The organism is Belnapia arida (assembly GCF_016773205.1).
Lineage (GTDB): Bacteria > Pseudomonadota > Alphaproteobacteria > Acetobacterales > Acetobacteraceae > Belnapia > Belnapia arida.
The window spans coordinates 1-3677 of sequence record NZ_JAETWB010000110.1 but is presented as its reverse complement, the minus strand read 5'-3'; the positions used below and the strand labels follow the sequence as shown (position 1 = coordinate 3677).

Below are 3677 nucleotides of genomic sequence, written 5' to 3'. Positions count from 1 at the left end.
GAGCAGTTCATTGTCCATGATCTCCAAAGTGGGACTTCAGGCCTCATCCTGCCCGGATAGGCTCGCAACAGAGCAAGCCTTCCTAACGAACGCCGCGGGAAACGAAGCCATGAAGGTCGGCCTATTCCTCAACACTCAGTTCCCGGAAGGCTATCGGCTGGCCGATCACCTGCCGAAGATGCAAGAGCAGGTGCGTCTGGCCCGTAATTCGGGCTTTCACTCCTTGTGGTTCCCGGACCACTACCTGACCGGCCCGCTACAGATGCCGCAGCCCATGCTGCTGGCCGCCTGGCTGATGCGTGAGGCCGAGGGGATGGTGATAGGCCCGAACATTCGTATCTTGCCGTTGCTGAACCCGGTGCAGGTTGCAGAAGAGTCTGCGACCATGGACCTCTTGACGTCCGGTAGGTACGTGCTTGGTGTGGGCCTCGGCTACCGCGAGACGGAGTTTACCGCCTTCGGTGTGCCAATCACCGAGCGCGCTCCACGTCTTGTCGAGAGCATTGCGCTGATGCGCCGTCTGTGGAGCGAGACGGACGTGACGCACCACGGCAAGTTCTACAAAGTGGATAAGGGGAGCCTCGGCAGCACGCCCTTTACACCCGGCGGACCGCCAATCTATGTGGCTGCGAAGGTCGATATCGCGGTGAAGCGTGCCGCGCGCATTGGCGATGCTTGGCTCATCGTGAACTCAGACCACTTGGAAACGGTGCGCCGGCAGATGGGCGTCTACCGCGCGGCACTGGCAGAATACGGCCGCACGCCGAGGGAGTTCCCGATTGCGCGGGAGTGCTACGTCGGCGCGTCGCACGCTACGGCCTACGACGAATGCTGCGCGGCGCTGCGCTACAAATACGCGGCGTATGCCGCCTGGGGCCTCTCCGGCAAGACGACTGGCGACGATGACATGTCGCTCTTCGGCAAGCGCTTCGAAGCTTTCGTAAAGGACCGTTTTATCATTGGCGACAAGGTTTCGGTGAAAGAGGAGGTGGCGCGCTACCGCGAGGAGCTCGGGGTGGACCACCTCATCATGCGCGTGCAGTGGCCTGGCCTGCGGCAGGAGCAGGCGCTGGACAGCATCCGCAGGCTTGGGGAGATCTTCGCATAGGCTGAAGCACCAGCCGCACTCCAATTGTTATCTCCGCCGTTGACGCGACAGAGTCCATTGGTGCGGTTGCACGAAACGCAATCTTGCGCGTCTATGGTATGGCTCTGAATGAGTGCGACATCATGGTCACAGCGTTATCAAAGCACGGGCGCATGTGACGTGGAAACTCGATCCAGAGCGTGGCGATGATGCTTCCGCCCTGCGAGAGGAATGTCCGTCGGTAAAAGATGCGGTTTGCGACAAAGCCAGAGAGGACAAACCAACCGTCTCGGGTGCGCTCATAGGTGATGGTGCCTCGCCTGTTCTCCACGATGTCGCGCTTTGCTTCTCGCAGCAGTTCACCGAGCGGTTGGCGCATACGGTTGTGAAGGCCCGTCACTACAACAGTGGCGCTGCGGTCAGTGGTCCAAAACTGGGCGCTGTCGCCGTTGTCCGGCACGCTCTCGGGATCGAGGGCGAAGGTAGACGGGTAATTCAAGGCAAAGCCATACTGCGGATTGCGGTACGGCATCGGCCGTCCGCCGCGGAGACTAGTGCAGTCCGATGGGAAGGTGTCCGCTACCGTAGCTGCCGTCGCTCTTGCCAATACGGACAATGGCCGGTCACGGACTAGTGGTTCGGCGTCTGGAGCAGGTCCGGTGCCATCAGTAGCCATGGTCGTGGCGCTTGCTACGACTGCCCGTACATGAGCGAGCAAATGGGCTCCGCCTAGAAGCACTCCATTGCGGTGAACTCTGTCGAACACCACGCGGTTGTAGTTGACAGGGAACCCACCCTCATACGCCCATACGTCGTTGCCGCGCCTACATTCCACTCGAACCCGCCGAAGGGTGCGCCGGGTGTGGTCCTCGGCCGCGCAGGTGAAGCCTTGGTTGGCAAGGGCCTGGAAGAAGCTTTTCGCAGTCCCCGCTTCTATCTCTTGGGTACCGACCACAGCCATCGGAATAGGTAACGAAAGCGCCCGATGATGAGGCCACGGCACTGGGTCGCTCGCCAGGGCACTCGACGAGATAAGCACAACGAAAAAACCGGCGACCAACGCGGAATGCATCATGTTCTGGCAATGTTAGCGTCACCGTCGACTGGTGTTTCTGCAAGATGTCGTGGGAGGTCCCTCTAAGGGGCCGACCGCACAGCGTGGCCAGGACAGCGTTGGATCGGCATCAGCTGACCTCGGCGATGCGGTAGACGCTGTAGCTGCCCTTGGCGCCCTCCTTTCCAAACCCAACTTGCCGGACGCGCTCGGCAGCTTCGACCGTGATGCCTTGGCGCCGCTCCAGCCCCGCGAAGAACCCTCGGACCGTGTGGGCCTGCCACCCAGTTGCCCGGCAATCTGGGCGACGGTGGCGCCATCTGGCCGGCGCAGCATGGCGGGCACCTGTTGCTGCTTGTGTCCTCGCGCGGCGTGCGAGGTCGGGCCGGATCGCGCGGCGGTCCGGTGGGCTTGCCGGCGAGGGCGGCCCGCAACGCGGCGACCGCATCGGGAAGGTGCACTTCACGGGCTTCCGCGTTGTTCCAGGCGGCCAGGACGGCCTCCGCTGCGGCGCGTAGCCCCTGCCGGACCGTGGTCGCTGGTGGGAACTCAGCGACGGCAGTGGGCGGCTGAGCGAGCGGGGCGGCCCTCAAAGCCTCAGGCGCGCTAGCGGCTGTAGGAGCATTCGTAGGGGCTTCTGCGTCGGTGATCCCGACGGCGGCGCGCAGTCCTGCCTCGGCCAGGCGGTAGTGTATGGAGGCTCCGTTCGCCGTCCAGGACGTGCTCTCGTCCAACTGATCGAGCGCTAGCAGCTCGATCAGGCCCTTGGCGAAGAGGCTCCGGCGAATGGCATCGCGCAGCGCCGGGGCGAGCCGGGCCGGTGGGGTCACGAGGTGCTGCGGGTGCCGTAGCGCGGAGGCGAGGATCGCGGCCTGCGTCGGGGTAGGCGTCATAGCGGACCCCAGGTGCGGCACCCGGCCATCCGGGTGCTACTGCCCAGAGCCCCGCCGAGAAGCCGGTCGAGGCAGCGCATCCGGGCTCACAGCGGCGCGTAATCGACCATTCGTTCTGTGTCCGGCTGAAGTGAAGCAGGAAACGTCCGCTTCGCGCAGATTGACGCCGTCTCCTTCGCCGGCGAGATCGAGCCCGAGGTGCTGCGCCTCTAATTTTCCGTCGGAGCACGCCCCGGCGCTGCTCTGTGGCACGCCCACCCTGCCCGTGGGCCAGCGGGAGTTCGCCGCAAAGGTCTCCTGGGGCCTGCCGAACCCGGCGCCGCCGGGCGCTACCAGCCTGCTCGATGTGGTGGTCATCGGCTGCCGGCAGGGCGATCTCGTCGATGTGGCGCTGGCCCCCTTGACCCGCTTCATCGAACTCGACGCCGCAGCCTGGACAAACAAAACGGCCCGAGTGAAGGCCCGCAACATCTCGCTCTCCGCCACCTTCAACCTCACGGCAATCATGGACGATCGAGGAGGTTGGCCATCGGTACGCAGCCACCCCCTTCGCGGAATCAGCCCTTCTGGCGCATGTCGGCAGGGTAGAAGCTCTTCCGCTGAACCCAGCGGAAGCCCTCGTGCTTGGTGATGGCGGCGATCT

General features: G+C 64.0%; 4 protein-coding genes. 2 read left to right on the top strand and 2 right to left on the bottom strand.

The features are described from left to right. Positions 1-1108 (top strand): LLM class flavin-dependent oxidoreductase (locus tag JMJ56_RS32710; protein WP_236039049.1); only part of this gene is annotated, 1108 nt, incomplete at its 5' end. A 91-nt stretch (positions 1109-1199) separates the two neighbouring features. Here the strand turns inward: JMJ56_RS32710 and JMJ56_RS32705 are convergent. Together JMJ56_RS32705 and JMJ56_RS35960 are read right to left on the bottom strand one after the other, a co-directional pair. Continuing rightward, complete coding sequence (locus JMJ56_RS32705) at positions 1200-1619, bottom strand: hypothetical protein (RefSeq protein WP_202836051.1); 420 nt, start codon at positions 1617-1619, stop codon at positions 1200-1202. Between the two features lie 652 nt (positions 1620-2271). Further along, a complete protein-coding gene (locus JMJ56_RS35960) occupies positions 2272-2589 on the bottom strand; it encodes a DUF3489 domain-containing protein (protein ID WP_407927989.1) in 318 nt (105 codons plus the stop codon). A 710-nt stretch (positions 2590-3299) separates the two neighbouring features. Between JMJ56_RS35960 and JMJ56_RS32695 the strand changes: the two genes are divergently transcribed. Next, positions 3300-3665 (top strand): hypothetical protein, encoded by a 366-nt coding sequence (locus tag JMJ56_RS32695; RefSeq protein ID WP_202836049.1) that lies wholly within the window; start codon positions 3300-3302, stop codon positions 3663-3665. Positions 3666-3677 lie beyond the last annotated feature (12 nt).